This window comes from Pantoea sp. ABR1s (assembly GCF_057812235.1).
Window position 1 is genome coordinate 1,383,306 of the sequence record NZ_CM173823.1, and the last position, 26,178, is coordinate 1,409,483.

Consider the following 26,178-nt stretch of genomic DNA (forward strand, 5'->3'; position numbering starts at 1 on the left):
AAGATTAAATCGAGGTACGACGATAATGACGGTACTGCGGCAGCCAGAAGTTGTTGGCGATAGCCTGTGACAACACATCTTCAGAGGTCACTACGGCGACACCCGCCAGCTGAGCAGCTTTACCGACTTCCATCGCAATGATTTTCGATACACCCTGGATATCTTTAATCTCAGGCAGCACCGGGCCTTCACCTTCATTCACCAGCGGAGAGCAGTCAGCGAGCGCGCGGCTGGCGGTCATCAGCATGGTATCAGTAACGCGGCTGGCACCCGAAGCAATCACACCCAGACCAATGCCCGGGAAGATGTAGGAGTTGTTGCACTGCGCAATCGGATAGGTTTTACCGTTCCAGCTCACCGGCGAGAACGGACTGCCGGTTGCGACCAGCGCGGCACCGTCAGTCCAGGCGATGATATCGGCTGGCGTCGCTTCCACGCGTGATGTCGGGTTCGACAGTGGCATCACAATAGGGCGCTTACAGTGCTTGTGCATCTCGCGGATGATCTCTTCGGTGAACAGGCCCGGCTGGCCAGAGACACCAATCAGAATATCGGGCTGCGCATTGCGCACCACGTCCAGCAGCGAGATGGAATCATTGGTGACATCCCACTGCTGCAGGTTTTCGCTCTTCTGCACCAGCTTGCTCTGGAAATCGAGCAGGTTAGGCAGCTTGTCAGTGAGCAGACCAAAGCGATCCACCATCATTACCCGGCCACGCGCTTCCTCGTCACTCAGACCTTCGGATTTCATCTGTGCGATGATCTGTTCAGCGATACCACAACCTGCGGAACCGGCACCCAGGAACACCACTTTCTGCTCGCACAGGCGGCTGCCGGCGGCGCGGCTGGCGGCAATCAGCGTACCCACGGTCACGGCGGCAGTGCCCTGAATATCATCGTTAAAGCAGCAGACTTCATCGCGATAGCGGTTCAGCAGCGGCATGGCATTCTTCTGGGCGAAATCTTCAAACTGCAACAGCACTTTCGGCCAGCGGCGTTTAACGGCCTGAATAAAATCGTTCACGAACGCATCATACTCTTCGCCAGTGATGCGCGGATGACGCCAGCCCATATAGAGCGGATCGTTCAGCAACTGCTGGTTGTTGGTACCAACATCCAGCACCACCGGCAGGGTGTAAGCCGGACTGATGCCGCCACAGGCGGTGTAGAGTGAAAGCTTACCAATCGGGATACCCATACCACCGATGCCCTGATCGCCGAGGCCCAGAATACGCTCGCCATCAGTCACCACGATCACCTTCACATTCTGCTTGGTGGCGTTTTGCAGCATATCTTCGATATGGTCGCGGTTAGGGTAGGAGATGAACACGCCACGCGCACGACGGTAGATTTCAGAGAAGTGTTCGCAGGCTGCGCCGACTGTCGGGGTGTAGATGATGGGCATCATCTCTTCGAGATGGTTATCCAGCAGGCGGTAGAACAGCGTTTCGTTGGTGTCCTGGATGTTACGCAGGTAGACATGCTTATCGTTATTGTTTTTGAAGTCCTGGAACTGACGCCAGGCTCGCTGCGCCTGCTCTTCAATCGATTCCACTGCTTCTGGCAGCAGACCGTTGAGGTTGAATTCGTTACGTTCTTCGATACTAAAGGCGCTGCCTTTGTTCAGCAGGGGAAATTCCAGCAAAATCGGGCCAGCATAAGGGATATACAGCGGGCGTTTACTTTCGTAGTCGAGTTCCATGCGGTAATGCTCCGGTTGCAGTGTTGTCTGGCGTCACGCCGGAAAGGTAGCGCCAGTTTTCTTACTCGTTATAGCTCAGACTGCAGGCCTGGCAGCGGCAGGGTAACCGCTGCAGAAACATTCACGACCGTGCTGCCATCCTGCAACCTGAATTATTCAGAGTAATTTGTAATCACGTGAATTCTGGCGCCAGATCCTATGAAATTTCCCGCAGAAGTACAGCGTTTGTTCATAAAAGCTCACAAAACTGTGGCCTCTCTGACAGCGGGTTATGCTTTGTACAGCGTCACCTGCAGCAGCTCACCGCAACCAAATGTCTCAAGTGTCGCCTGTGTGGCGGCGAACTGGCTTAGCGTGGCATTTTCTACTTCGGCTAATACCGCTTTTTTTATCTGACGAACATCGCCACCCTGCATGTTCAGCAGGACCAGCGCCGCCTGAAGGGGCGGGAAACTCGGGTTAAAGGCGGCATTTTCCGCATAGCGCCCGGTGACAATCGCGCCGTTTGCGGTCAGCAGCGCAACACCGGCGTGTGACTGGCTGTAAGGCGCGTGGCTGGCATTGGCAGCGGCAACCGCGGCCTGCACTAGTTCATCGCCTTCGGCTACATAACCGTGATCCACGCTGTCCATCAGGAAGGTCGTGATGTCCAGATCGCGCGGTCCAAAGGCATCCGGCAGATAATCGGCCAGGGTGCTGATCGCGCGTTGTGGCAGGCTGATGCGAATGTTCGTGCCGCTGTTCAGCTCGTTCATAAACTGACGGCAGTGACCGCACGGCGTGTAGTTAACGGTGATCGTCTCAAGCTGACTTTCGCCACGCAGCCATGCATGAGTAATGGCGCTCTGCTCGGCGTGAACCGTCTGCTGCAAAGGCGTACCGATAAATTCCATGTTGGCCCCGAAGTACCAGTTGCCGCTGACGCCACGGGCGATAGCCCCGACGTTAAAATGCGACACGGTAGCAACGGCACAGGCCGCCGCCAGAGGCAGCAGCGCCAGCGCCAGAGCATCGGCATCCATCTGTGTCTGTTGCTGCAGTGAGGCGACCTGGTCGGCGCTCAGCACCGCCTGAAAGCCAGGATCGTCCAGCAGCGGAGCGAGTGCGGTTTGCAGCGTTGACGGCAATGCCTCAAAGGCAGAGAGGAAACGGGATTGCATGTGAGCCTCATTAGATTCAGCAGGGCGATGTGCCAGTCACCGGTTTATATGTGATCCACATCGCTCTGACAATGTAACCTGTGTTGCATGTTTCAACTTTGCGAGATCTCTCGCAAACTTTCAGCCAAACCAGTGCAGCAGCAGCGGAAAAATAAACGGCGCCAGCAGTGAGGTGATGATGCCGCAGATCACCAACGCCAGTGAACTGAATGCCCCTTCCTGATAGTCGAGTTCAGCGGCGCGCGCTGTGCCGAGTGCGTGCGACGCGTTACCTATCGCCAGTCCGCGCGCTGCCTTAGATTTCACGCCAAGCAGATTCAGTACGGTAAGTCCGAACACCGCACCCAGTACCCCGGCAATCAGCACGCAGATGGCGCTGATGGCGGGAATACCGTGCAGCGAACCGGAGACGGCCATCGCAATGGGCGTGGTAACGGATTTAGGAACGATGGTAGCGGCGATCTCAGGCGTGGCACCCATCCACAGAGCAATAGCGGTGCCAGAGGTCATGGCGGTCACACTGCCGATAAAGCAGACGCCAATAATCGATTTCCACCGGGCACGGATCTGATGCATCTGCTCATACAGCGGCAGTGCCAGCGCGACAACAGCCGGTTGCAGCAGCTGATTAAGAATCTGACTGCCCGCGAAATAGCGCGAATAGGGCAGCTGCAACAGCAGCAGAATCGGGATAATAATCGCCATCGCCACCAGCAGCGGATTGAGCAGCGAGATTTTCAGCCGTATCGCCAGTTTGCGTGCCAGAAAAAATGCCGCCAGGGTCAGTGGCAGTGACCACCATATTTCACTCATCGCCTGACTCCCCGGCCGGACGGCGACTATGAAGCTGGTGGGCGCTTACGCCAACAATAGAGAGAACCAGGAAGGTGCTGACGACGCAGGAGATCACGATAGGGCCAAACTGCGCGGTCAGAATATCGGTGTAGCTCATCACCCCGACGCTGATCGGCACAAACAGCAGCGCCATATAGCGAATCAGCAGATGGCAGCCCGGTTTAACCCAGCTGACCGGCAGGATCTGCGAGGCGAGCAGGGCAAACAGAATTAACATCCCAAGGATGCTGCCGGGCAGTTTGATGGGCAGCAGCGAGGCGATGCCGATTCCGGCGTATAAACAGAGATAAATGATGATAAAGGCGCGAAGATAGCGCCCGCAGACAGACAGCACGGTGAGCATGGCAGGCTCCTGTTTTCACTGAGCTTCATCATACGCATTAACCGCTTAGCGTGCTAGCGATCACATTTATGCAGCGGTGTGGCCGTAGCAGATACAGATTTTCAGGGGCGGGAGTGGAATGGAAGCGGTGCACATTCAGAGCGAGGAGTGATAACCCTTCGCGCCCGTGATGAGGCACGAAGGGTTTGAGAACGGCACTGCGCTAAGCGGTTAAAGCCGCAGAATGCAGAGTGTTACTTAACGGGCATTCCCGGTACAGCACCGCTGTCGACGGACAGCACAAACAGATCTTTGCCGCCAGGACCCGCTGACAGCACCATGCCTTCAGAGATACCAAAGCGCATTTTACGCGGCGCGAGGTTGGCCACGATAATGGTCATTTTACCGACCAGCACAGAGGGATCGGGATAGGCGGCGCGGATACCCGAGAAGATCTGACGCTTTTCACCGCCCAGGTCGAGCTGCAGGCGCAGCAGCTTGTCTGAACCCTCAACCAGTTCAGCCTGCTCAATCAGCGCCACGCGCATATCAACTTTGGCGAAATCGTCGATGGTGATGGTGTCACCTACCGGCGAATCTGCCAGCGGGCCGCTAGCGGCCGGTGCACTGGCGGCAGCGGCATCCTCTTTCGAGGCCTCAATCAGTCCTTCAACCTTTGCCATCTCAATGCGGCTGTAGAGCGCTTTGAATGGCGCAACCTGGTGGTCCAGCAGCGGTTGCGCGATAGCATCCCAGCTCAGTTCGCAGTTCAGGAAGCCTTCTGCACGGGCGCTCAGTGACGGCAGCACCGGCTTCAGCCAGGTCATCAGAATGCGGAACAGGTTAATGCCCATTGAGCAGATCGCCTGCAGATCGGCATCACGGCCTTCCTGCTTCGCCACCACCCACGGAGCCTGCTCATCGACATAACGGTTCGCCAGGTCAGCCAGCGCCATGATCTCACGAATAGCACGGCTGTATTCACGACCGGCCCAGGCTTCACCAATCTTCTCTGACGCGTCCACAAAGGTCTGATAGAGCGCCGGATCGGCCAGCTCAGCCGCCAGTTTGCCGTCAAAGCGTTTGGTGATAAAGCCCGCGTTACGTGACGCCAGGTTAACCACTTTGTTGACGATGTCGGCGTTTACGCGCTGGACGAAATCTTCCAGATTCAGATCGATATCGTCGATACGTGAAGAGAGTTTCGCCGCGTAGTAGTAACGCAGGCTGTCCGCATCCAGATGCTGCAGCCAGGTGCTGGCTTTAATAAAGGTGCCGCGCGACTTCGACATCTTGGCACCGTTGACGGTGACATAGCCGTGCACAAACAGGTTGTTCGGCTTGCGGAAGTTACTGCCTTCCAGCATCGCTGGCCAGAACAGGCTGTGGAAGTAGACGATATCTTTACCGATGAAGTGATAGAGCTCGGTAGTAGAGTCTTTACGCCAGAATTCGTCGAAGTCGATGTCGCCGCGCTTGTCGCACAGGTTCTTGAACGAGCCCATGTAGCCGATAGGCGCATCCAGCCAGACATAAAAATATTTGCCTGGCGCGTCCGGAATTTCAAAGCCGAAGTAAGGCGCGTCGCGGGAGATATCCCACTGCTGCAGGCCCGAATCGAACCACTCCTGCATTTTGTTCGCCACCTGATCCTGCAGCGCACCCGAGCGGGTCCAGGCCTGCAGCATTGCGCTGAACGAGGGCAGATCAAAGAAGAAGTGTTCAGAGTCGCGCAGAACCGGTGTCGCGCCAGAGACCACCGATTTTGGCTCGATCAGCTCGGTCGGGCTGTAGGTCGCGCCACACACTTCGCAGTTATCGCCATACTGATCGGCAGATTTACATTTCGGGCAGGTGCCTTTCACAAAACGGTCAGGCAGGAACATCCCTTTTTCCGGATCGTAAAGCTGGGAGATGGTGCGGTTTTTAATAAAACCGTTCTCTTTCAGACGGCCATAAATCAGCGCAGAAAGCTCACGGTTTTCGTCGCCGTGGGTCGAGTGATAGTTGTCATAGCTGACGTTGAAACCGGCAAAGTCGGCTTCATGCTCGCTTTTCATTTCTGCAATCATCTGCTCCGGTGCAATCCCTAACTGCTGAGCTTTCAGCATGATAGGCGTGCCGTGCGCATCATCGGCGCAGATGAAATAAACCTGATTGCCACGCATTCGCTGATAACGCACCCAAATGTCGGCCTGGATATGCTCGAGCATATGGCCGAGATGGATTGATCCGTTCGCGTAAGGCAGTGCGCACGTTACCAGAATTTTTTTAGCGACTTGAGTCATAGTTTGCGTAGCTTTCTGTTGATTGAAAAAACGGGCTTAGATGGTAACTGAAGGCTTCTCCTGCGTAAACACAAGGGATTCACCCCCTCCGGTCACCGCAGATCCACGAGCATCTGATATCATTGACAATACATCGCTGAAACACAGCGTAAGCACAGCAGAAATAAGGAGTAGGGGATGACAGCACAATCCCGGGAACCGCAGACGCCAGAAGGCCTGCGCGCCATCGTGGCTGGCGTATTGAGAAGCTTTGAGCATCCGACCCTTAAGCAGAATCTCACCGCCCTGAAGGCGTTACATCACGTGGCACAGCTTGACGGTACGCTGCATGTGGAGCTGCTGATGCCGTTTGCCTGGGCCAGCGGGTTCGACGTCCTGAAAGAGCAGGTCAGCGCCGAACTGCTGCGTCAGACCGGTGCAGGTGCCATCGACTGGCGACTCAGCCATGACATTGCCACCCTGAAACGGGTGAAAAACCAGCCGGGCGTCAACGGCGTGAAAAATATTATTGCGGTCAGCTCTGGCAAAGGCGGCGTGGGTAAATCCAGCACCGCCGTGAACATGGCGCTGGCGCTGGCAGCAGAGGGGGCGCGGGTCGGCATTCTTGACGCCGACATTTATGGCCCGTCAGTGCCGAACATGCTTGGCACCCAGGATCAACGGCCTACCTCGCCGGATGGCACCCACATGGCGCCGATCATGGCGCACGGGCTGGCAACCAACTCTATTGGTTATCTGGTCACGGACGATAATGCGATGGTGTGGCGCGGGCCGATGGCCAGCAAAGCGCTGATGCAGTTGCTGAACGAGACGCTGTGGCCTGAGCTGGATTATCTGGTGCTGGATATGCCACCCGGTACCGGTGACATTCAGCTGACGCTGGCGCAGAACGTACCAGTCACCGGCGCGCTGGTGGTGACCACGCCGCAGGATATCGCCCTGATTGATGCCCGCAAAGGGCTGGTGATGTTTGAAAAGGTCAATGTGCCGGTACTTGGTGTGGTGGAAAACATGAGCCTGCATGTCTGCAGTCAGTGTGGCTTCCATGAGCCGATTTTCGGCACCGGTGGCGCACAAAAACTGGTAGAGGATTACCAGACGCAGCTGCTGGCCCAGCTGCCGCTGCACATTGACCTGCGCGAAGATCTCGATGAAGGTCAGCCGACGGTGATTCGCCGGCCCGATAGCGAGTTTACTGCGCTTTATCGCCAGCTGGCCGGACGCGTTGCTGCCCAGCTTTACTGGCAGGGCGAAGTCATCCCCGGCGATATCGCGTTCCGCGCGCTTTAAGCCCGACCCGACCCGCTGGCATATTGCGAGGCCAGCGGGTAGTGCATTAACACGTAGCCGCCATGTTCGCCTTCGCCCTGTGAAATCATCTTCCAGCCATGTTTCAGGTAAAAGGCCTGCGCCGCTTTATTCTTCTGCAGGCACTTCAGCGCACCGGTTGAGGTAAAGCGCGCCTCTGCCGCCTTAAGCAAAGCGCTGCCCACGCCGCGCCCCTGCCAGTCAGGATCGACATAGAGGCTGTGCAGGAAGTTATCGTTCTCCAGCAGGCCGGCAAATCCGACCCGCTGTCCATCAGCTTCCGCGACCAGCACGGTTTCACCCAGGATTACCCCATCAAAATCTTCCAGCTGCCACTCGCTGCCGTCCAGCCAGCGCCAGTTATGCCGACGCGCCGCCAGAAACAGCGTACGCAGAAAAGGACGATCGGCTTCAGTAAACGGACGAATCTCCACAAGTCAGCTCCCTTTTAATCCGGTCTTACAAAACTAGCAGCGATTCGCGGAGAGGGGCGGAAAAGATAAAGCGGGTTAAATGTCACGTAAATCGCTGTACACTGCCTGCCGGGCCAGAGAGCATCAGGCTCTTAGCGTTTGATAGCTTTCGTTAATCAAATTGATAACGACTGCATATTAGATGTTGGCCCGGAAATTATGTAACCTGCATCACATATTTTAACGGAGGCCACCAGATGTCTATTATCAATACCAAAATCAAGCCGTTCAAAAACGCAGCATTCAAAAACGGCGAATTCATCGACGTAACCGAGAAAGACGTTGAAGGTAAATGGAGTGTGTTCTTCTTCTATCCAGCTGACTTCACCTTCGTCTGCCCGACCGAGCTGGGCGACGTGGCTGATCACTACGAAGAGTTCCAGAAACTGGGCGTAGATATCTACTCCGTTTCTACCGATACCCACTTTACCCACAAAGCCTGGCACGGTTCTTCTGACACCATCGCGAAAATCCAGTACACGATGATCGGTGACCCGACTGGCGCGCTGACCCGTAACTTCGAAATCATGCGCGAAGACGAAGGTCTGGCTGACCGTGGTACCTTTATCGTTGACCCGGAAGGCGTTATCCAGGCAATCGAAATCACTGCTGAAGGCATTGGCCGTGACGCCTCTGACCTGCTGCGCAAAGTGAAAGCGGCTCAGTACGTGGCTTCTCACCCAGGTGAAGTGTGCCCGGCTAAATGGAAAGAAGGTGATGCAACACTGGCTCCGTCTCTGGACCTGGTTGGCAAAATCTAATTCCGCTTCGGCCTTTCGACCATTCTCCAATCGGGTGCTGCGGCACCCGATTTTTTGACCAGGATATCACTATGCTCGACACAAATCTGAAAACCCAGCTCAAGGCTTACCTTGAGAAATTAACCAAACCTGTTGAGTTGATTGCCACGCTGGACGAAGGTGCAAAATCAACCGAGATCCGTGAACTGTTGGTTGATATCGCCGGTTTGTCTGACAAAGTCAGCTTCCGCGAAGAGAACGATCGTCAGGTGCGTAAGCCCTCATTTCTGATCACCAACCCAGGTTCGAACAGCGGCCCGCGTTTTGCCGGTTCACCTCTGGGTCACGAATTTACCTCACTGGTGCTGGCACTGTTACAGACCGGTGGGCATCCGTCGAAAGAAGCACAAAGCCTGCTGGATCAGATTGCCGCGCTGGACAGCGACTTCCATTTCGAAACCTACTATTCACTCTCATGCCATAACTGCCCTGACGTCGTACAGGCGCTGAACCTGATGGCGGTGATTAACCCGCGCATCAGCCACACCGCTATCGACGGTGGCCTGTTCCAGAACGAGATTCAGGAACGTAACGTGATGGGCGTGCCAGCGGTTTACCTCAATGGTAAAGAGTTTGGTCAGGGTCGCATGAGCCTGGCGGAAATCGTCAGCAAAGTGGATACCAATGCCGACAAACGTGCAGCGGAAGAGCTGAACAAGCGTGACGCGTATGAAGTCCTGATTATCGGCAGCGGCCCGGCGGGCGCAGCGGCAGCCATCTACTCAGCACGTAAAGGTATCCGTACCGGCCTGCTGGGTGAGCGTTTTGGCGGCCAGGTGCTGGACACGGTCGATATCGAAAACTATATCTCCGTACCGAAAACCGAAGGGGCAAAACTGGCCGGTTCACTGCGCGCACACGTGGATGATTACAACGTGGACGTCATTGAAAGCCAGAGCGCCATCAAACTGATCCCGGCAGCGAAAGAGGGCGGAATGCACGCCATCGAAACCGCCTCTGGCGCAGTATTGAAATCACGCAGCATCATCCTGGCGACCGGGGCACGCTGGCGTAACATGGGTGTGCCGGGTGAAGAAGAGTATCGCACCAAAGGCGTGACCTACTGCCCGCACTGCGATGGCCCGCTGTTTAAAGGCAAACGCACGGCGGTGATCGGCGGCGGTAACTCCGGCGTGGAAGCGGCCATCGATCTGGCCGGTATCGTTGAACACGTTACGCTGCTGGAGTTTGCTGGTGAGATGCGCGCCGATCAGGTGCTGCAGGATAAGCTGCGCAGCCTGAAGAACGTGGATGTGATCCTGAACGCCCAGACCACCGAAGTGAAAGGCGACGGCACCAAAGTCACCGGCCTGCACTATATCGATCGCACGACGCAGACCACTCATGAGCTGCCGCTCTCCGGTATCTTCGTTCAGATCGGTCTGTTGCCAAACACCCCATGGCTGGAAGGTGCGGTTGAGCGCAACAAAATGGGTGAGATCATCATCGATGGTAAATGCGAAACCAGCCTGAAAGGCGTGTTCGCCGCGGGCGACTGCACCACCGTACCGTACAAGCAGATCATCATCGCCAGCGGCGAAGGTGCTAAAGCCTCACTGAGCGCTTTTGACTATCTGATTCGTACCAAATCGGCAGAGTAAATTTTCGCCACTCAGACAATAGCCCTTTAGCACGTGTGCTGAGGGGCTTTTTTTAGGCTGTTAATAGCCCGCCAGCGTCATCAGCATCATCCAGATTGGCGTTGTGACCGCCGCAAACACGGTAGAAAAGAGCATGCTCGCCGCCGCCGGGCCGGTAATGACATTAAACTTCTGCGACATCAGATAGACGTTAACCCCGACTGCCATCGATCCCAGCAGCACCACCACTTTACTCTCCAGCGGCGGCAGATCGGTCAGCCACGCGATAGCCCATACCGTCATCGGTTGCAGCACCAGCTTCAGCAGGCAGATGGTATAGCTCTCTTTTAAGCCATCCCGCACCCGATAGTGCGCCAGGCTCATGCCCAGCGTCACCAGCGACAAGGGTGCGGCCAGTGAGGCCAGCATCTTTAGCGGTTCAGCGGCCAGCAGCGGCAAGGGACGTTGCAGAAAGCTCCAGGCTGTACCGCTGAGAATACCGATGATCAGCGGATTCTTCAGCACGCCGAGCAGGGTGCGCCAGAGTCCTTCCAGCGAGAAGCTGCCCTGTTTTGCCCACTCGACCGAAACGGTCAGTAAGGTCCAGAGGATCAGGCTGTTAAACACCAGCACCAGCGCCACCGGGGGCAGGGCTTCTGGCCCCAGCAGCACCGTGGCCACCGGGATCCCCAGCATGACGTTATTGGAAAAGATGCCGCCCAGCGCAAAAACCGACGCCGCTACGCCATCCAGATTAAACAGCCTTGTTGCCAGCAGTCGCCCCACGATAAACACCAGCAGGCAACTGCCGAAAAAGGCCAGCAACAGGCGCGCATCCACCGGCGGACTTTGCGAGAAGGTGCTCATCACCCGAAACAGCATGCAGGGCAGGGCAACGTTAAACACAAAGCGGTTCATCCCTTCGCTGATGCTGGCGGGCCATTTCCCGAGGCGCGTCAGGCAGTACCCCAGCAGGATGAGGATAAACAGCGGGGCTGACAGGTAAATTTGATGGCTTAAGCTTTCAAACAGCAGTGGCATAGAGAGAGTCTGGTCAGACGATGATTAGTTACCAGACTAACAAATTGCTAACTAACTGTTAACCTGAACTGTGTCCGGAATGACCGTTGCCGGGACGCTAACCTAACCAGCGGCGCGCCTGCCGATCGCTGATGTCGCGATAATAGACCCGATGAATAATTTCGCCACAGCCTGTGCAACGGGCGGAGATATAGGTGGAGAGGTACTGTCTGCCATTGGGTGCCACGGCACCCCTGCGTTCAATATTAATATCCTGCCATCGATGGCGGTGTGGAATAAGCGCTAAAAATCGCATCATACATCCTGAATAGTATGAAGTTCCGCTTCAGGAGTTTTCTGACTCCATGAAATAAAGTGTTTTTTACGATGATGCTGCGAGCAGGTTAATTATTATGGGGTAACCAGAGTCACTGCGGGAAATATTACCCATCCGGGTAATAAGCGGGGCTACCTATAAAGAGGTATCTCGTTAACCCGCAGCATTAAGCCTTTTTTTGCACCCTCAGGCGTTGATCGGGATCATGTGAATTGTTTCAGCTCTGATTATTTCCCAGGCGGGAGTCGCTTGCTTTCGCTGCGCGGCTTGCCTATGCTGCAAGCCGTAACACGACTCGGGGTGCCGCTTTCCACACGGAAAGGGCTGAGAAAAACCCGCTGACCTGAACTGGATAATGCCAGCGTAGGGAAGTCTGATGCCTGACCGCATTCGCCTTCTTGTTCGCCGGTTGGGAGCTACGATGACACATCAATCTCAACACCTTTCTGCCGCGCACTTCGCGCCCATTCTGCACGCTTTCCGGCGCCAGTCACCGCTGGTGCACTGTATGACCAATGACGTGGTCCAGAACTTCACCGCCAACGTGTTGCTGGCACTCCATGCCTCACCGGCGATGGTGATCGATGCCGCTGAGGCTGCCCAGTTCAGTAGCATGGCCGATGCACTGCTGATTAACGTGGGCACCTTAACCCGCGATCGCCAGCAGGCGATGCAGGCTGCGGTCACCGCGGCTAATCAGGCGGGCACGCCCTGGACACTGGATCCGGTTGCCGTCGGCGCGCTGACGCTGCGCAGTGACTTCTGCCAGCAGTTGTTAAGCCAGCAACCGGCGGTGATTCGGGGGAATGCGTCAGAGATTCTGGCGCTGGCACAACAGGCCAGCGGCGGGCGCGGTGTCGACACGCTGCATCAGGCGGATGCAGCACTCGATGCGGCCCAACAGCTCGCGGAAACCTGGAGCACGCTGGTGGTCGTCACCGGTGAAGTGGACTACGCCACCGATGGTCAGCGACTCCTTGCTGTACACGGTGGAAGCCCCTTAATGACACGGATAGTCGGGACCGGCTGCGCCCTCTCGGCAGTGGTGGCGGGTTTCAGCTCTCTGGCTGGCGATCGGCTGATGAATGTCGCGGCCGCCTGTCAGGTGATGGCGCTGGCGGGTGAAAAGGCGGCGGCGCAGGCTGCCGGACCCGGCAGCTTTGCCACGGCGTTTATTGATGCACTCTGGACGCTGGAGGGTAATCATGAAGCGTATTAACGCTCTGACGATTGCGGGTACCGATCCCAGCGGCGGCGCAGGGATTCAGGCCGATCTCAAAACCTTCTCGGCTCTGGGAGCCTATGGCACCAGCGTCATCACCGCGCTGGTGGCACAGAACACCTGCGGCGTGCATTCGGTTTATCGCATTACGCCTGACTTTGTTGCTGCCCAGCTCGATTCGGTGCTCAGTGATGTGCGCATCGACAGCGCAAAAATTGGCATGCTGTCAGAAACGGCTATCGTGGAGCAGGTTGCGGCCCGGCTGAGCAATGCGGCAATCCCGTTTATCGTGCTGGACACGGTCATGGTTGCGAAAAGTGGTGATGCGCTGCTCTCGCCAGACGCCGTAGCCAGTGTACGAGAGCTGTTATTGCCGCAGGTCTCGCTGATCACGCCTAATCTTCCGGAAGCGGCGGCGTTGCTGGACTGCGCCATTGCGGCAGATGAAGAGGAGATGCGCGAGCAGGGACGGGCATTGCTGGCACTGGGCTGTCAGGCTGTGCTGATGAAGGGCGGTCACCTTGCGGCGGCGGAGAGCCCGGACTGGCTGATCACGCACTCAGCAGAGCAGCGATTCAGTACGCCGCGGGTAAATACCCGTCATACGCACGGCACCGGCTGTACGCTGTCGGCAGCCTTAGCCGCGTTGCGACCACGTCATGCTGACTGGGCAGAGACGATTGGGGAAGCCAAAAACTGGTTACAGCAGGCGCTGCTGCAGGCGGATTCGCTGGAGGTCGGGAAGGGTATCGGACCGGTTCACCATTTTCATCAATGGTGGTAATGACGAAGGCCCGCATCGACCTGGTAATCAGGTGGTGCGGGCGGTTTCAGGTTCAGGGTGCTTCAAACCAGGCGCTGTTACGCTCGGCAATCGGGGTGATAGAGAAGATCATCTCCTGCAGATGACGACGCATTGCCGCTTCGGCTGCATCGGCGTCATGACGCTTCAGCGCCGCAAAAATCTCTTCATGCTGCTCAATCAGCTTGTCCGGTGGAGAGACTTCACTCAGCGTCAGAAACCGCACCCGGTCCATGGCCGCTTTGATGTTCTCCACCGTTTCCCAGGCCAGCTTACAGTCAATGCTTTCAGCAATCAGGCGATGAAACTCATCGTCCAGAGTGAGAAAAGCCTGGCTGTCATGCCGCTCAGCGGCCATGCGCTGCAGCTGCAGGTTATGCTCCAGCGCCATCAGAGCCGGATCATCAATCTCCAGTGCCGCACGGCGAACCACCGACACCTCAACGGCCTCCCGGATAAAGCGGCCATCCGCCACCCGCTTAGCGGAGATTTTGCGCACGAAAGTGCCACGCTGCGGCAATACCTGTACCAGTCCGGCTTCGGCCAGCTTGATGAACGCTTCGCGCACCGGCTGGCGTGAGACGTTGAAGCGCGCGGATACCTCTTTTTCCGAGAGCAGCGAGCCCGGCTGAATTGCGCAGGTGACGATATCTTTGCGCAGATACCGGTAAATCTGCTGATTTACCGGTTCGCTGGTAGTAATGGTATAGGCGATCGACATGCAGCAATATCCATATTACGGCTGGCAGGGGCCAGCGCGATGGGAAAGTGTCAGTCTAATCAGCGCGCTGCATCTGCGCCAGCGCTTTGTCACCAGGCTGTTATGCCTGGCTCATACACTGTTGCACCGTCGCCCGCGCGCCCTGAGTCGTCAGCTGCTGGTAATACGTCGTCAGTCGGGCCACCAGATCGGCGTTCTGCGCTAAATCTTCGCCAAAGATGTCGCGCAGACCCAATAGCGCACGGACACGCGCTTCGCCTTCTTCGCTACCGGTAACCGTCTCTGACAGCGTGGCTTTCAGCGGATCGCGGATCTCAATCGGTTGACCCTGTTCATCGATGCCGCCGACATAGCGCATCCAGCCCGCCACGCCCAGCAGCAGCAGGTCGCAGCGGCTACCGCGCTGCAGATGCCAGCGCAGACTATCGAGCATGCGTTGTGGCAATTTTTGCGATCCGTCAGTGGCGATTTGATATGTGCGATGTTTAATGGCACGGTTTTCGTAACGGGCGATCAGCGAATCGGCATAGGCGTTGAGATCCACGCCCTGGGTACGCAGCGTCGGCGCCTGCTCATCAATCATCAGTGAACGGGTGGCTGCGCGGAAATGGGGATCGGCCACGCAGTCACTGATGTACTCATAACCGGCCAGAAAGCCGAGATAGGCCAGGAAAGAGTGGCTGCCATTCAGCATGCGCAGTTTCATCTCTTCATAGGGCAGAACGTCACTGACCAGTTCTGCGCCCGCTTTTTCCCATGCCGGACGGCCATTGACGAAGTTATCTTCAATCACCCACTGAAAGAAGGGCTCCGCTTCAACCGCAACCGGGTCATCGGAACCCAGACGCTCGCTTAGTGCCGCAAACGCTGCATCGGTCATGGCCGGAACGATACGATCCACCATGGTGGAGGGGAAGGTAATGTGTTGCTGAATATAGTCTGCCAGTGCCGGATCCTGATGCTGTGCCAGTTGTACAACAACGTTGCGGGTCACGTGACCGTTTTCCGGCATGTTGTCACAGGACATCACGCTAAAGGCGGGTAAGCCCTGATCCCGTCGGCGGCGAATCGCGGCCAGAATCAGACCGGGCAGCGAACGCGGCGAATGCGGATTCTGCAGGTCATGCACGATGTCAGGGTGATCGGGATTTAAATTGCCACTGGCAGGCTGGTGGCAATAGCCTTTCTCGGTGACGGTCATGGAGACAATGGCTACCTCAGGCTGGCTCATGGCATTGATCACCGCCTCAATACCGTCACTTTTGCCGTGCAGTGCCTGAGTAATGACGCCAATCACCCGGGTATGCAATGAATCATCGGCCATCTCGGTGAGGGTATAAAGCAGCTGCTGCTCTCGCAGGGCCTCAATCAACGCGCCGCTGTTGAGGTTCACTTCACAATAACCCCAGTCGCTGCCCTGTTCAGCCAGCTTATCGCTGCAGAGCGCCTGATGGGCGCGGTGAAATGCACCAAAACCGATATGTACCATGCGGGTTTTTAACTGGCTGCGGTCGTAAGCGGGGCGCTTGACCTCAGCGGGCAGGCGATCAATCTGTAACATAGTCCATCCTTATGGCAAACGGGGCGCAAAGCGCCCCGAAATCATACATCTGTTAGCGAAACAACACTCAGACCGAAACCGGTTTATCCTGAGTTTTCGGACTGCGAATCACAAATAACACCAGGAAGGCACCCAGCGCGGCGACACAACCCGCCAGGATAAAGGCGCTATCGAATTTACCGGTGTGATGAACAATAAACCCGGTGACGATGGGCCCGATGATGCCGGAGAGGCTACCCACCAGATGGATAAAGCCGCTGATGCTGCCGATACGGCTCTTGTGCACCACATCCTGAATAATCGCCCAGTAGATTGCGCCGGTGATATAGAGAAAGAAAATCGACACCGACATCATAATTACCGCAGGCACCACATCTTTTATCGTACCCGCCAGCGCCACACAAATTGCGGCGGCCAGCAGTGAGACCACCAGCACAATTTTGCGGGACAACAACAGCTTGCCGGTGATGTTAAAGATCTTATCGGAGATCCAGCCACCCAGCGCCAGGCCAACGAAACCGACGATCCACGGGATCATGGTGGTGATGCTCATTGATTTGATATCCAGGCCGTGCGCCTGCACCAGGTAGGCCGGGAACCAGCTCAGGAAGAAGAACAGAATGTAGTTGTAGCAGAAGAAGGCAAAAGCGGTGACCAGGATAATCGGCTGGCGCAGGTAGTAGCCAAACGGATGTGACGTTTCCGACAGATCAACTTCATCATTCGGGTTCGTTGCTTTCAGGCGATCAATCAGCAGACGTTCCTCTTCGCTGACGCGCTTGCTCTTCGCCGGATTGTCAGCGGCGAAGAAGAGCCAGAACGCCATCCACACCAGACCGATGCAGCAGACAATCACGAACGCCGGACGCCAGCCATAGGCGAGCGCCAGATAACCAATGATCGGGCCAGCGACCGCACCACCTAAAGGTGATCCGGCACTCAGTAAGCCCATGGCCGTCGCGGCCTGTTTTTTCGGGAACCAGCCGTTAATCGCTTTGTTGGCCGAGGAGCAGATCGGGCCTTCAGCCATGCCGAACAGCACACGCAGGATCAGCAGTGACCAGAAGCCGGTGGCCAGTGCGGTCATGCCGCAGAAAATGGACCAGGCACCTACCGCCACGGCCAGCACGATTTTAGGGCCATAGCGGTCAGTGGCAAGGCCGCCAAGGAAGTTAAACAGGGCATAGCCAAAGAAAAAGCTGCCGAAGATCATGCCAAACTGCTCAGCATTGATCGCCAGATCTTTTTCCACCAGCGGCACCGTCAGCGACAGGGCGACACGATCGAGGTAGTTAATCATGTAAACCAGGAACAGCAGCAAAACGAGGGTCCAGCGCAGATTCTTGAACATACAAACTCCGTGATCTGTTTTATCTTTATAGTCATGCCGGCGGGTACGCACCGGCTGAGGAGACCTGGTGTTCAGCGGATAATTAACCCATCTGAAGTATGACTTTGCAGCAGGTGCGCGGATCTTTTTCAAACAGGGTCATCGCACGCTCAATCTCCTGCAGCGGGAAGTAGTGCGTGACCAGTTTCTCTGGCTGGATTAACCCTTTTTCCATCCATTCGATCACCTGGGGGAAACGATTGCTGTTAAGACGTGAGGTAAACAGCGACAGCTCCTTGCTGGTCAGGCTCTGCTGAGTAATGCTGCACGGCTCGCCGGAGAAACCCAGCAGGCCAATGCGCGCGGCCGGTGAGGCGAGGGCAGCTGCTTCAGCCAGAATGGTGGGATGGCAGGCCGCGTCGATAATCAGCGTAGGCTGCACGCCCTCAAGCTGTGCCGCCAGCGGGATTTCGCTGTTATCGAACAGTTGATCCGCACCGCTCTGCTCTGCAAGTGCCAGCCTTTCCGGCAGGCGATCCACCACCATCACCTTTTTAACCTTATAGACGCCCTTCAGCACCTGAATCGCAGTGAGCCCCATCGGACCGGCACCGTAAATCAGCGCCACATCGTCTGGCTGCGGCTTGAGAAACGCGGTGATATTGGCGGCGATAGTGAAAGGCTCAACCAGACTGGCGAGCCGATCGGGGATGCTGTCCGGCAGGGAAAAGGCATTTTTTGCCGGAGCCAGCGCAAACTCGCTGAAGCCGCCATCACGGTGCACGCCAATCACCTGCAGTGTGGTACAAACATTGGGACGGCCCACCGAGCAGGGATAGCAGCTGCCGCAGCTCACCACCGGATCCACCGCCACGCGGTCGCCCAGCCGGGCCGTATCAACACCGTCGCCCACCGCGTCAATGACGCCGAAAAATTCGTGACCAATTACCCGTGGATATTTCGCGAACGGGTTATGCCCGTGCCAGATATGCACATCAGAGCCGCAGATACTGGCATAAGCCACTTTGACCCGGACTTCGCCCGCCGCAGGTTGTGGCAGTGGACGTTCAGCCACCACCAGTTCACCCGGCTGTTCAATAACAACGCTTTTCATCAGCTTCTCCTTACCAGTTCCACAGGGTGCCATCTTCAAGACGGGCGACCGGGAGATAGGCAGGTTCATAGGGAAATTTCGACGCCAGTTTCTCGTTGAATTCAATGCCGAGACCGGGTTTGTCGCCTGGATGCATGTAGCCCTGGTCAAAGGTCCAGTTTGCATCAAACAGCTCCATCATCTGTTCGGAGAAGCCCATGTACTCCTGCACACCGAAGTTCGGCACCCAGAGGTCAAAGTGCAGTGCAGCCGCCATGCAAACAGGGGAGAGATCAGAAGGACCGTGCGAGCCGGTGCGCACCTGATAGAGCGAGGCAAAATCAGCAATACGCCGCATACCGGTGATGCCGCCCGCATGCGTAATGGTGGTGCGGATGTAGTCGATCAGCTGTTCTTCAATCAGCTGCTTACAATCCCAGATGCTGTTGAACACTTCACCCACGGCAATCGGCGTAACGGTATGCTGGCGGATCAGGCGGAAGCACTCCTGATTCTCAGCAGGCGTCGGATCTTCCATCCAGAACAGGCGATAATCTTCCACGCTCTTGCCAAAACGCGCCGCTTCAATTGGCGTCAGGCGATGATGCATGTCATGCAGCAAGTGCTCGTCGAAACCAAACTTGTCACGGATGGCCGCGAACAGTTTCGGGGTAAAATCGAGGTATTTCTCGGTTGACCAGAGCTGCTCTTCCGGCCAGTTACCTTTGGTTGCAGGCTCATAGGCCAGACCTTTACCTTTCGCCATGCCGTAAGTGGTTTTCATGCCCGGAACGCCGCACTGCGCGCGAATCGCTTTGAAGCCCAGCTCTTTGTGCTTCGCGTAGTCATCCATCACTTCATCAATGGAGTGACCGGTGGTGTGGCAATAGACCATCACGCCGGTACGGGATGCACCACCCAGCAGCTGATACACCGGCATATTGGCGGCTTTGCCTTTGATATCCCACAGTGCCATATCGACGGCCGAGATAGCGGACATGGTGACCGGGCCACGACGCCAGTAAGCGCCCTTGTAGAAATATTGCCAGATGTCTTCGATCTGATGCGCATCGCGGCCAATCAGCTGCGGGCAGACGTGATCTTTCAGGTAGGAGGCGACCGGTAATTCACGGCCATTCAGCGTTGCGTCGCCAATGCCGGTCAGACCCTGATCGGTGGTGATCTTTACGGTGACAAAGTTTCTGCCTGCGCAGGTTACAAATACTTCTGCCTTAACAATTTTCATCCTGGTTGCCTTAAGTCAGCGTTCAATGATGAAAAAGTACGCTCTTTAATACTACCATACAAGTTAGGGTGGCAGAGTTGTGAACGGAATCACAGAGTGTTTACATTGCCTGAAAACGCCCGTTAAGGCGTGATAAAGCGAGGCAGCAGGAGGGATGTTACGGAGAAAATGGGCGCCAATGGGAGCAGAAGAAAAAGGGGCTTTCGCCCCTGATGTCGGTTCAGGCAAGCAGCGCGCACTGCGGCGGCAGGCGGCAGCTCAGCGCGCCCGCCATCACCTCAATCACGAATTCGCGCCCGGAAAGCGGCTCGCCATCGAGATTAAAGGTCATCTCATGCGGAGAACGGATCGTCAGTGACTCCAGTTGCGTGGTGACGATGCCGGGATTGTCATCGTCGCCGGTCAGCGAGTGCAGCAGGGTAGGCAGCAACTCCTGCGCGGTGACAACACTGACGTCCAGTCGGCCATCGTTGATCAGGGCAGAAGGGCATAACCGCTGACCGCCGCCTGCCTGACGACCATTACCGATACCGATCACCAGCGCATCACCCTGCCAGGCGAAATCGGGGCCGCTGATCTCGCAGGTATCCGGTTTCAGCGTATCCATGCGCATCAGGCCGTGAATAAAGTAGGAGACGCCACCCAGCGCCGACTTCAGCTTTTCCGGGGTTTCAGTCGTGATACGGGTGCCAAACCCGCCGGTCGCCATATTGATGAAGTAGTGGCTCTGGTTTACCCTGGCCAGATCGATGGCACTGGCTTTGCCCTGAATCGCCAGTCGCAGTGCCGGTTCCATCTCTTCCGGGATGCCGACGCTGGTGGCAAAATCGTTAGCGGTACCCAGCGGCAGGATGCCCAGCACCGGGCGATGATCCGCTTCAGAAGAAGCCAGCGCTGTCGCAATTTCATTGATGGTACCATCTCCACCACCGGCCACCACGGTCGCGGCCTGCAGCGCAATGGCCTCTTTGACGTACCGATCGCCGTCACCTTTTTCAAACGTGACACGCACCGCAATGTCGAAGCCTTCTTCACGCAGGGTCGTAATAGCTTCGCGCAGATCATCATTACCCGCGCCTTTCCCATTCAGGATGAGCAGCGTAAGCGGTTTATTATCCATTTTGCGTTCCTTGAAGATCTACAGAGTAAGAAGGGATTTATAACACAGCTGCCAGCAGTAAATTATTGGCGAAAGAGAGAAAAAAGAAAACCCGCACGGGGGAGCCGGGCGGGTAAATGAGGTGGTTCCTGGTAATTCTGCCGTTTATTGTTACTCGTTAGCAGCAGGCGGGACTATAAAGCAGCGCCGCGCAGGGGTCTGTGATCCTGTTCTGATTTCCTCAAAATGTTTCCGTTGGTAAACGATTATGAGGGTCCCGGGTATCTTCACCATGATCAAAGTTGCGCAGCAGCAGTGCAAAACGCAGATCCACCTCCTCTGGCACCCGCAGCCAGACGCGATGGCCATCGCCCGGCGCAACTTCAGTGGGTTCGCCGCGCGCATTCTGCAGCGCGTCCAGCTGGCAATTCAGGTTCCCCTGAGGCGTCATGATCTCCACGCTGTCGTGCAGCATAAACTTATTCTTCACCGCCACTTCAGCCCATTCGCTCCGGCGTTCGCCGGTGAATTCGCCGACAAACTGCTGGCGGTCGGACACCGAAAAGCCCTGCTGATAATTCTGGTAGCTGTCGTGAGTGTGGCGGCGCAGGAAACCTTCGGTATAGCCACGATGTGCCAGGCCTTCCAGGGTTAACAGCAGTGAGGGATCAAACGGCTTACCGGCAGCGGCATCATCAATCGCCCGGCGATAAACCTGAGCGGTGCGGGCGCAGTAGTAGTAGGACTTGGTGCGTCCCTCGATCTTCAGCGAATGAACGCCCATCTCGCTGAGCCGCTCCACGTGCGCGACCGCGCGAAGATCCCGCGAGTTCATGATGTAGGTGCCGTGCTCATCTTCGAACGCGCTCATCACCTCGCCGGGCTTCATCTTCTCTTCCAGCAGAAACACCTTGTCGGTGGGCTGACCAACGCCCAGCGTTGGCGTCACATCCTGTACGGCGACAGGCGTGTGGATACCAACGATATTCCCCACCTCATCCTGCTGACCCTCCGCCACTTTATACTCCCAGCGGCAGGCGTTGGTGCAGGTTCCCTGATTCGGGTCGCGTTTGTTCATATAGCCGGAGAGCAGGCAGCGACCGGAGTAGGCCATGCAGAGCGCGCCATGGACAAAGACTTCCAGCTCCATCTCCGGGACCTGCTGGCGGATCTCGGCGATCTCCTCCAGCGACAGCTCACGTGACAGAATCACCCGGCTCAGCCCCATCTGCTGCCAGAATTTTACCGTGGCCCAGTTGACCGCATTGGCCTGCACCGACAGATGAACCGGCATCGTCGGGAAAGCGTCGCGCACCAGCATGATCAGGCCGGGATCGGACATGATCAGCGCGTCGGGCTGCATCGCCACTACCGGCGCTAAGTCACGAATAAAGGTTTTCAGCTTGGCGTTGTGCGGCGCAATGTTCACCACCACGTAGAATTTTTTACCCAGCGCGTGCGCTTCACTGATGCCCAGTGCGAGGTTTTCGTGGGTGAATTCGTTGTTGCGCACCCGCAGGCTGTAGCGCGGCTGGCCGGCATAAACGGCATCGGCACCATAAGCAAACGCGTAACGCATGTTCTTCAGGGTGCCAGCGGGGGAAAGCAGTTCGGGTTTCATGATTTTCTCACTGATGTCAGGTCAGCATGTCGCCTCAGGCGGCAGGTGCAGGGCAGTTAAGCCCTGCAAAAGGTGCGGAATTGTAGGCAGTGAGAAAAGGGAAGTAAATTGATCGGGATCAAACTAGATCAAATGACAGGCATCGGCTTCCCAGCGATAGCCCATGCCGTAGACGGCGCGGATAAAAGGTTGCTCGCTATCGAGAGTCTCCAGCTTGCGCCGCAGGTTCTTTATATGGCTGTCGATGGTGCGGTCCGTGACCACGCGGTAGTCATCATAGAGATGGTTAAGCAGCTGTTCGCGTGAAAAGACCTTGCCCGGCTCCAGCGACAGCGTTTTCAGCAGACGGAACTCCGCCGGCGTGAGATCCAGCGGCTTGTCGCGCCAGCTGGCGAAGAAGCGGCTCTCATCGACGCGAAGTAACGAGGCGCTTTGCGGCTCTTCCGCCGACCGTTTTACCCGGCGCAGAATCGTTTTAACTCGCGCCACTACTTCACGCGGGCTGAAGGGTTTACAGATGTAGTCATCCGCGCCCAGCTCCAGCCCCAGCAGCCGATCGATCTCCTCGGTGCGGGCGGTGACCATAATAATCGGCAGTTCGGAATGACGACGGATTTCACGGCACAGCGTTAAACCGTCGGTGCCTGGCAGCATCAAATCCAGCAGCATCAGGTCGGGTGGCGTCTGGCGCACATACTCCAGCACCGCGTTACCGTCGGCGATGTGATGGGTACGGTAGTTCGAGGCATGCAGATAATCGATCATCAGCTGCGCCAGTTTCGGCTCATCTTCGACCACCAGAATCAGCGGGTCGTGGTTTTCCAGGCTCATAAGCGTCTACACAAGGGGAACATAGCGCAAGTGTAGCGCGATTTTCAGTCCACCTAAATCAGAGTGCGCCGCATGAATATCGCCGCCATGCGCGTCAGCGATATTTTTACAGATGGCCAGGCCCAGGCCCGAGCCACCGCTGGCGCGATTGCGCGAGCCTTCGGTGCGGAAGAAGCGCTCAAAAATCTGGGCCTGATGTTCCCCATCCACGCCCGGTGCGCTGTCATCAAACTCGATGCGCCAGTTGGGTGCCTCATAGTTCAGCGTCACTTCAACCCAGCCCCCGCTGTCGGTGTAGCGCAGGCTGTTCTCCAGCAGATTAGTGAACAACTGCATCAGGCGGTCGGGATCGCCAAAGAAGGGGGCGTTATCGGGCAGATTGAGTTTCAGCGTCAGCCCGTGTGCACGATAGCGTTCGGCAAAGCTGCCTGCCGTCACTTCCAGCAATTGCACCAGATCGGTTGCCTGTTTGCGGTAGGCAAGGGCGCCCTCATCGGACAGCGACAGCTGGTGCAGATCGTCGACCAGCTTGGTCAGCACCACCACTTCGCTTTGTAGCGAGGCGATCGCTTCCGGCGTCAGTTTGCGCACACCATCCTGCATCGCTTCCAGTTCACCGCGCAGGATCGCCAGTGGTGTGCGTAACTCATGGGAGATATCGGCCATAAAGGCGCGGCGCATGCTCTCATTTTTCTCCAGCGAGCTGGCAAGGAGGTTAAAGTCCCTGGCCAGCTGGCCCAGCTCATCCCGGCTGCTGACCTCAACGCGGGTGGCAAAATTACCGGCCGCCAGATGATGGGTGCCGTCGACCAGACGTTTGACCGGAGCCAGCAGACCGCGCCCCATCAGCCAGGTCGCCAGTGCCGCCAGCAGCGTAGACAGCCCGACGATAATCCAGCTGGTGCGCCGCTGCTGCTGATCAAAGTTAATGTCGGTGCTGCGCGTCAGCCGCTCCGGCGGCGAGCCGATGACCCAGCCGACCACTTTATTATTGCTGGTGGTGATATTGCGTCGCGTGCCTTCGGGCGGCACCGGCGATTTTGGCCCGGCCAGCACTTTATATTGCTGATCGAGGATCCAGAACTGGGTGCGCCAGCCGTGCGGCGGCAGCTGACTGTTACTGTCGGGATTCTGCTCCAGCGAGCGCAGCATGGTGAACACCAGCCGATCGTTGTGGCGCAAAAAATCCCAGTTGCCGTGCTGCTCATACTGATCGGCCAGGGCATCGCTGAGCAGATTTAACCGCTGCTCGTTGCCGCGCTTAATGTAGTCGACAAAGCCATGCTCGAAACTGAGGCGAACCCCCCAGTGCATGGTAATCAGCACCAGCATGCAGGTGGCGAAAATCGCCATAAACAGTTTGGCCCCGATGCCCAGGCGCAGGTTATCTCTCATTTTTTTCTCCGGCGTCGCAAATCAACGTTGGTACTCACCTGTGGCGGCACGCGCCAGAACACCAGCGCGGGCAGGATGATAATCAGCGACATGCAAAGGTAGGTATAAATAAACATCTGATGTTCCGCCGTGCTGTTCGCTGCGCTTTCCTGAGCAAATGCCCCCAGCAGCAGCCCGGCCACGGTCACGCCGATACTCATCGACAGCTGCATAATCATCGACAGCAGGCTGTTGCCGCTGGACGCCAGCTCATCGGGCAGCTCCTTCAGCGTCAGGGTATTCATTGAAGAGAAGCGGATGGCGTTGACCATGCCCTGCAGAAACAGCACCAGTGGCAGCAGCCAGACCCAGCCCAGAATTGCCACCAGCGGGAACAGCAGGACCACCAGCGCCAGCGCCACGGTCGACATCACCAGCACGTTGCGGTAGCCATAAAGATTGACGATGCGCACCACAATGCGTTTCATCCCCATATTCCCCAGCACCATCGGAATCATCATCAGACCGGCGTGAAACGGGCTGTAACCCATGCCGAGCTGCAGAAAGATAGGCGTCATAAAGGGCAGCATGCCGCTGCCGATGCGGCCGGTAAAACTGCCGAGCAGGCCGATGGAGTAGATGCGATTATCAAACAGCTTCAGGCTGAACAGCGCATTATCATTGCCGCGCGCATGCATCAGGTAGAACAGCAGAGAGAACATGCCAATGAGGATCATGGCACCCAGCAGCAGCGGAGAGCCGCCACTGCTGCGCTGACCATCCAGCGCCAGGGTCAGGGTTGCCATTCCGGCGGCCAGCAGGATAAAACCGCCGAAATCAAAGCGGCGCGTCTGCATGCTGTAGTTGGGCATCAGCATCAGGGTGGCGATAGCGCCTGCAATGCCGACCGGGATATTGATTAGAAAGATCCAGTGCCAGCTGGCGTACTCCACCAGCACACCGCCCAGCGCCGGACCCAGCAGCGGACCGATCTGGCCGGGCAGAGTGACAAACGTCATGGCGGACATATACTGCTCGCGCGGCACGATTTTCATCACCGTCAGGCGACCCACCGGCACCATCATTGCCCCGCCAATCCCCTGAACCACCCGCGACAGCACCAGCTGATCCAGAGTGCCGGAAAGGGCGCACAGCAGTGATCCCAGGCTGAACAGCACAATCGCGCAGAAGAAAATGTTGCGCACACCAAAGCGATCGGCCAGCCAGCCGCTGACCGGCAGCATGACGGCGACCGTCAGCACGTAATAGACGATGACCGAGTGCATGTGCAGCGGGCTGACACCCAGATCGTGCGCCATCGACGGGATCGCGGTATTCACGATGGTGGTATCCAGCGTCTGCATAAAGAAGCCGATGGCAACAATCCACAGTTGCCAGCGGACGTTAGTGCTTTGCGTACTCATCGATCCCCC

General features: G+C 56.9%; 23 protein-coding genes and 1 riboswitch. Of the genes, 5 read left to right on the plus strand and 18 right to left on the minus strand.

All coding sequences use genetic code 11. The annotated features are described in order from the left end of the window. Window positions 1-4: 4 nt before the first annotated feature. The 5 genes from ACXKZD_RS06390 to metG all read right to left on the minus strand — a co-directional run bounded on the left by ACXKZD_RS06390 (window position 5) and on the right by metG (window position 6,327). Complete coding sequence (locus ACXKZD_RS06390) at window positions 5-1,702, minus strand: NAD-dependent malic enzyme (protein WP_010248245.1); 1,698 nt, start codon at window positions 1,700-1,702, stop codon at window positions 5-7. 269 nt (window positions 1,703-1,971) lie between these two features. After that, on the minus strand, window positions 1,972-2,862 hold the full coding sequence (cdd, locus tag ACXKZD_RS06395; RefSeq protein ID WP_187495304.1) for a cytidine deaminase: 891 nt from the start codon (window positions 2,860-2,862) through the stop codon (window positions 1,972-1,974). Window positions 2,863-2,982: 120 nt separating this feature from the next. Further along, window positions 2,983-3,675, minus strand: coding sequence for a CidB/LrgB family autolysis modulator (locus tag ACXKZD_RS06400; protein ID WP_488981945.1), 693 nt, complete (start codon window positions 3,673-3,675; stop codon window positions 2,983-2,985). Continuing rightward, on the minus strand, window positions 3,668-4,060 hold the full coding sequence (locus ACXKZD_RS06405) for a CidA/LrgA family protein (protein ID WP_010248237.1): 393 nt from the start codon (window positions 4,058-4,060) through the stop codon (window positions 3,668-3,670). The genes ACXKZD_RS06400 and ACXKZD_RS06405 overlap by 8 nt, the downstream gene beginning before the upstream one ends. Window positions 4,061-4,293: 233 nt before the next feature. Continuing rightward, window positions 4,294-6,327 carry a methionine--tRNA ligase gene (gene metG / locus ACXKZD_RS06410; protein WP_488981946.1) on the minus strand — a complete coding sequence of 678 codons (2,034 nt, stop codon included), beginning with the start codon at window positions 6,325-6,327 and terminating at the stop codon, window positions 4,294-4,296. A gap of 177 nt (window positions 6,328-6,504) precedes the next feature. Here metG and apbC point away from each other — a divergent pair, with 177 nt between their 5' ends. Continuing rightward, window positions 6,505-7,617: an iron-sulfur cluster carrier protein ApbC gene (gene apbC, locus ACXKZD_RS06415; protein WP_010248231.1), complete on the plus strand. Its 1,113-nt coding sequence runs from the start codon at window positions 6,505-6,507 to the stop codon at window positions 7,615-7,617. On the opposite strand, the gene ACXKZD_RS06420 is transcribed toward apbC, so the two are convergent. Beyond that, window positions 7,614-8,069: a GNAT family N-acetyltransferase gene (locus ACXKZD_RS06420; RefSeq protein ID WP_010670997.1), complete on the minus strand. Its 456-nt coding sequence runs from the start codon at window positions 8,067-8,069 to the stop codon at window positions 7,614-7,616. The genes apbC and ACXKZD_RS06420 overlap by 4 nt on opposite strands. A gap of 236 nt (window positions 8,070-8,305) precedes the next feature. Here ACXKZD_RS06420 and ahpC point away from each other — a divergent pair, with 236 nt between their 5' ends. Together ahpC and ahpF are read left to right on the plus strand one after the other, a co-directional pair. Next, window positions 8,306-8,869, plus strand: coding sequence for an alkyl hydroperoxide reductase subunit C (gene ahpC / locus ACXKZD_RS06425; RefSeq protein WP_010248225.1), 564 nt, complete (start codon window positions 8,306-8,308; stop codon window positions 8,867-8,869). Window positions 8,870-8,940: 71 nt separating this feature from the next. Continuing rightward, entirely contained in the window at window positions 8,941-10,509 is a 1,569-nt protein-coding gene (gene ahpF, locus ACXKZD_RS06430; protein ID WP_010248223.1) for an alkyl hydroperoxide reductase subunit F, read from the plus strand. A gap of 60 nt (window positions 10,510-10,569) precedes the next feature. Here ahpF and ACXKZD_RS06435 read toward each other — a convergent pair whose 3' ends face one another. Then, the gene (locus ACXKZD_RS06435; protein ID WP_022625034.1) at window positions 10,570-11,529 is read right to left on the minus strand and encodes an AEC family transporter; all 960 of its coding nucleotides are present in this window, start codon (window positions 11,527-11,529) and stop codon (window positions 10,570-10,572) included. A gap of 97 nt (window positions 11,530-11,626) precedes the next feature. Further along, a complete protein-coding gene (locus tag ACXKZD_RS06440) occupies window positions 11,627-11,824 on the minus strand; it encodes a hypothetical protein (protein ID WP_010670995.1) in 198 nt (65 codons plus the stop codon). Window positions 11,825-12,131: 307 nt separating this feature from the next. Next, a riboswitch (TPP riboswitch) is annotated at window positions 12,132-12,232 on the plus strand. A gap of 34 nt (window positions 12,233-12,266) precedes the next feature. Between ACXKZD_RS06440 and thiM the strand changes: the two genes are divergently transcribed. Both thiM and thiD read left to right on the plus strand, forming a co-directional pair. Next, the gene (thiM, locus tag ACXKZD_RS06445; RefSeq protein ID WP_488981947.1) at window positions 12,267-13,064 is read left to right on the plus strand and encodes a hydroxyethylthiazole kinase; all 798 of its coding nucleotides are present in this window, start codon (window positions 12,267-12,269) and stop codon (window positions 13,062-13,064) included. Beyond that, a complete protein-coding gene (gene thiD / locus ACXKZD_RS06450) occupies window positions 13,051-13,851 on the plus strand; it encodes a bifunctional hydroxymethylpyrimidine kinase/phosphomethylpyrimidine kinase (protein ID WP_488981948.1) in 801 nt (266 codons plus the stop codon). The genes thiM and thiD overlap by 14 nt, the downstream gene beginning before the upstream one ends. 52 nt (window positions 13,852-13,903) lie before the next feature. Here the strand turns inward: thiD and ACXKZD_RS06455 are convergent, their stop codons facing one another. From ACXKZD_RS06455 to ACXKZD_RS06500, 10 genes are all read right to left on the minus strand, one after another. Then, complete coding sequence (locus ACXKZD_RS06455) at window positions 13,904-14,590, minus strand: GntR family transcriptional regulator (RefSeq protein ID WP_010248206.1); 687 nt, start codon at window positions 14,588-14,590, stop codon at window positions 13,904-13,906. 100 nt (window positions 14,591-14,690) lie between these two features. After that, window positions 14,691-16,151 (minus strand): mannitol dehydrogenase family protein, encoded by a 1,461-nt coding sequence (locus ACXKZD_RS06460; RefSeq protein WP_488981949.1) that lies wholly within the window; start codon window positions 16,149-16,151, stop codon window positions 14,691-14,693. A 67-nt stretch (window positions 16,152-16,218) separates the two neighbouring features. Continuing rightward, window positions 16,219-17,502 (minus strand): MFS transporter, encoded by a 1,284-nt coding sequence (locus ACXKZD_RS06465; RefSeq protein ID WP_010248200.1) that lies wholly within the window; start codon window positions 17,500-17,502, stop codon window positions 16,219-16,221. A gap of 82 nt (window positions 17,503-17,584) precedes the next feature. Continuing rightward, window positions 17,585-18,595, minus strand: coding sequence for a Zn-dependent oxidoreductase (locus ACXKZD_RS06470; protein ID WP_418796634.1), 1,011 nt, complete (start codon window positions 18,593-18,595; stop codon window positions 17,585-17,587). Window positions 18,596-18,605: 10 nt separating this feature from the next. Beyond that, window positions 18,606-19,820 carry a D-mannonate dehydratase ManD gene (manD, locus tag ACXKZD_RS06475; protein ID WP_488981950.1) on the minus strand — a complete coding sequence of 405 codons (1,215 nt, stop codon included), beginning with the start codon at window positions 19,818-19,820 and terminating at the stop codon, window positions 18,606-18,608. A 220-nt stretch (window positions 19,821-20,040) separates the two neighbouring features. Then, window positions 20,041-20,940 carry a lipid kinase YegS gene (gene yegS, locus ACXKZD_RS06480; protein WP_033772226.1) on the minus strand — a complete coding sequence of 300 codons (900 nt, stop codon included), beginning with the start codon at window positions 20,938-20,940 and terminating at the stop codon, window positions 20,041-20,043. A 220-nt stretch (window positions 20,941-21,160) separates the two neighbouring features. Next, window positions 21,161-22,543 carry a prephenate-dependent tRNA uridine(34) hydroxylase TrhP gene (trhP, locus tag ACXKZD_RS06485; RefSeq protein WP_052272082.1) on the minus strand — a complete coding sequence of 461 codons (1,383 nt, stop codon included), beginning with the start codon at window positions 22,541-22,543 and terminating at the stop codon, window positions 21,161-21,163. Window positions 22,544-22,663: 120 nt separating this feature from the next. Next, window positions 22,664-23,371 (minus strand): envelope stress response regulator BaeR, encoded by a 708-nt coding sequence (baeR, locus tag ACXKZD_RS06490; protein WP_010248188.1) that lies wholly within the window; start codon window positions 23,369-23,371, stop codon window positions 22,664-22,666. 6 nt (window positions 23,372-23,377) lie between these two features. Then, the gene (gene baeS, locus ACXKZD_RS06495) at window positions 23,378-24,766 is read right to left on the minus strand and encodes an envelope stress sensor histidine kinase BaeS (RefSeq protein ID WP_488981951.1); all 1,389 of its coding nucleotides are present in this window, start codon (window positions 24,764-24,766) and stop codon (window positions 23,378-23,380) included. Continuing rightward, window positions 24,763-26,169, minus strand: coding sequence for an MFS transporter (locus tag ACXKZD_RS06500; protein WP_033767823.1), 1,407 nt, complete (start codon window positions 26,167-26,169; stop codon window positions 24,763-24,765). The genes baeS and ACXKZD_RS06500 overlap by 4 nt, the downstream gene beginning before the upstream one ends. Window positions 26,170-26,178 lie beyond the last annotated feature (9 nt).

Coding starts and splice junctions, on each gene's coding strand:
- manD (WP_488981950.1), bottom strand. CDS start 19,820: ATGAAAATTGTTAAGGCAGAAGTATTTGTAACCTGCGCAGGCAGAAAC.
- ahpF (WP_010248223.1), top strand. CDS start 8,941: ATGCTCGACACAAATCTGAAAACCCAGCTCAAGGCTTACCTTGAGAAA.
- ACXKZD_RS06460 (WP_488981949.1), bottom strand. CDS start 16,151: ATGTTACAGATTGATCGCCTGCCCGCTGAGGTCAAGCGCCCCGCTTAC.
- ACXKZD_RS06390 (WP_010248245.1), bottom strand. CDS start 1,702: ATGGAACTCGACTACGAAAGTAAACGCCCGCTGTATATCCCTTATGCT.
- ACXKZD_RS06455 (WP_010248206.1), bottom strand. CDS start 14,590: ATGTCGATCGCCTATACCATTACTACCAGCGAACCGGTAAATCAGCAG.
- ACXKZD_RS06465 (WP_010248200.1), bottom strand. CDS start 17,502: ATGTTCAAGAATCTGCGCTGGACCCTCGTTTTGCTGCTGTTCCTGGTT.
- ACXKZD_RS06470 (WP_418796634.1), bottom strand. CDS start 18,595: ATGAAAAGCGTTGTTATTGAACAGCCGGGTGAACTGGTGGTGGCTGAA.
- cdd (WP_187495304.1), bottom strand. CDS start 2,862: ATGCAATCCCGTTTCCTCTCTGCCTTTGAGGCATTGCCGTCAACGCTG.
- ahpC (WP_010248225.1), top strand. CDS start 8,306: ATGTCTATTATCAATACCAAAATCAAGCCGTTCAAAAACGCAGCATTC.
- ACXKZD_RS06440 (WP_010670995.1), bottom strand. CDS start 11,824: ATGCGATTTTTAGCGCTTATTCCACACCGCCATCGATGGCAGGATATT.
- ACXKZD_RS06400 (WP_488981945.1), bottom strand. CDS start 3,675: ATGAGTGAAATATGGTGGTCACTGCCACTGACCCTGGCGGCATTTTTT.
- yegS (WP_033772226.1), bottom strand. CDS start 20,940: ATGGATAATAAACCGCTTACGCTGCTCATCCTGAATGGGAAAGGCGCG.
- thiM (WP_488981947.1), top strand. CDS start 12,267: ATGACACATCAATCTCAACACCTTTCTGCCGCGCACTTCGCGCCCATT.
- metG (WP_488981946.1), bottom strand. CDS start 6,327: ATGACTCAAGTCGCTAAAAAAATTCTGGTAACGTGCGCACTGCCTTAC.
- ACXKZD_RS06435 (WP_022625034.1), bottom strand. CDS start 11,529: ATGCCACTGCTGTTTGAAAGCTTAAGCCATCAAATTTACCTGTCAGCC.
- baeR (WP_010248188.1), bottom strand. CDS start 23,371: ATGAGCCTGGAAAACCACGACCCGCTGATTCTGGTGGTCGAAGATGAG.
- ACXKZD_RS06405 (WP_010248237.1), bottom strand. CDS start 4,060: ATGCTCACCGTGCTGTCTGTCTGCGGGCGCTATCTTCGCGCCTTTATC.
- apbC (WP_010248231.1), top strand. CDS start 6,505: ATGACAGCACAATCCCGGGAACCGCAGACGCCAGAAGGCCTGCGCGCC.
- thiD (WP_488981948.1), top strand. CDS start 13,051: ATGAAGCGTATTAACGCTCTGACGATTGCGGGTACCGATCCCAGCGGC.
- baeS (WP_488981951.1), bottom strand. CDS start 24,766: ATGAGAGATAACCTGCGCCTGGGCATCGGGGCCAAACTGTTTATGGCG.
- ACXKZD_RS06500 (WP_033767823.1), bottom strand. CDS start 26,169: ATGAGTACGCAAAGCACTAACGTCCGCTGGCAACTGTGGATTGTTGCC.